Origin of the sequence: Kitasatospora sp. NPDC005748 (assembly GCF_040630735.1) — a bacterium.
Lineage (GTDB): Bacteria > Actinomycetota > Actinomycetes > Streptomycetales > Streptomycetaceae > Kitasatospora.
The window spans coordinates 1-1312 of sequence record NZ_JBEXYD010000159.1; the positions used below are offsets into that span (position 1 = coordinate 1).

Annotated in this window: 1 protein-coding gene; it reads right to left on the reverse strand. The window is 71.2% G+C overall.

Annotated elements, in window-relative coordinates; translation table 11 throughout:
• Positions 1–40: 40 nt before the first annotated feature.
• Entirely contained in the window at positions 41–1267 is a 1227-nt protein-coding gene (locus ABZ495_RS37050; protein WP_359840394.1) for an IS30 family transposase, read from the reverse strand.
• Positions 1268–1312: the final 45 nt, after the last annotated feature.

Genomic DNA, 1312 nt, shown 5'->3' on the forward strand with positions numbered 1-1312 from the left:
GGCGGTTTCTAGGGGTCGTTGCAACACGTGGTCGGTTTGATCAGGCCGCGATGAGTTTATGCAGGCGCTCGGCTGGGGTTTCCCAGCCGAGCGTTTTGCGTGGTCGGCCGTTGAGTTCGGCGGCGACGGCCGCGAGCTGGTCGGGGCCGTGGGCGGACAGGTCGGTGCCCTTGGGGAAGTACTGTCGCAGCAGGCCGTTCGTGTTCTCGTTCGAGCCGCGCTGCCAGGGGCTGGCCGGGTCGCAGAAGTAGACCGGGACGCCGGTGGCGACGGTGAAGGAGCCGTGCGAGGCCATCTCGGATCCCTGGTCCCAGGTGAGCGAGCGCACCAGGTGGGCGGGCAGGGTCTGGACGGTTTCCACGAGAGCGTCGCGCACGTGTTCGGCGGTGCGGCCGTTCGGCAGGTGCAGCAGCATCACGTAGCGGGTGTGTCGCTCGACCAGGGTGCCGATCGCGGAGGCACCGTCCTTGCCAAGGATCAGGTCGCCCTCCCAGTGGCCGGGAACGGCCCGGTCCGCCACCTCGGCGGGGCGCTCGCTGATCATCACCATGGGGTCGACGAAGCGCGGCCTGCGCGCGGCGGCCTGGCGGTGGGGGACGCGTCGTGCCCGGCCACTGCGCAGGGCGCCGGCCAGCTCGCGCCGCAACTCGCCCCGGCCCTGGATGTAGAGGGCCTGGTAGACGGTCTCGTGGGCCACGTGCATCTCCGGCCGGTCGGGGAAGGTGTCCCGTAGAGCCTGGCAGATCTGCTCGGGACTCCATTTCTTGTCCAGGTGGTGCTGGATGACCTCCCGCAGCTCGGCGTTGCGGGCGATCTTGCCGGGCTTGGGCCGGGGCCGGCGGGCGTCGGCGCGGGCCTGGGCCGCGTGCGGGCGGTAACTTCCGCTGTCCGGGTGGCGGTTGCGGCGTATCTCCCGGCTGACCGTGGAGGGGCTGCGGCCCAGCTCGGACGCGATCGCGCGGACGGTCGCCTTCTCGCGCAGCCGGTCGGCGATATGGATGCGCTCGTCCTCGCGCAGGTACCGGGACGGCCCGGGCGGCGAGGAGACGGCCGCCCGCGCCGGTTGCGCGGGCGGCCTCGGCCTTTTCACGCGGCCCTCGGGCCGGCCGTGGCGCCACTCACGGCCGGTCCGCTCGTGGACCCCCACGAGCCGGGACGCCTCTTTGTTGCTGTAGCCCTGCTGCACGAGTCGGCAGTATTCCTCCCGCTCGACACGGAGCTTCCTGGGCCCCTGCGGCTTCCGGTCCCCACGAATCTCGAAGTCCATCGCAACCCCTCAGCTGGGGTGTTGCAACGACCCTTAAAACCCAAG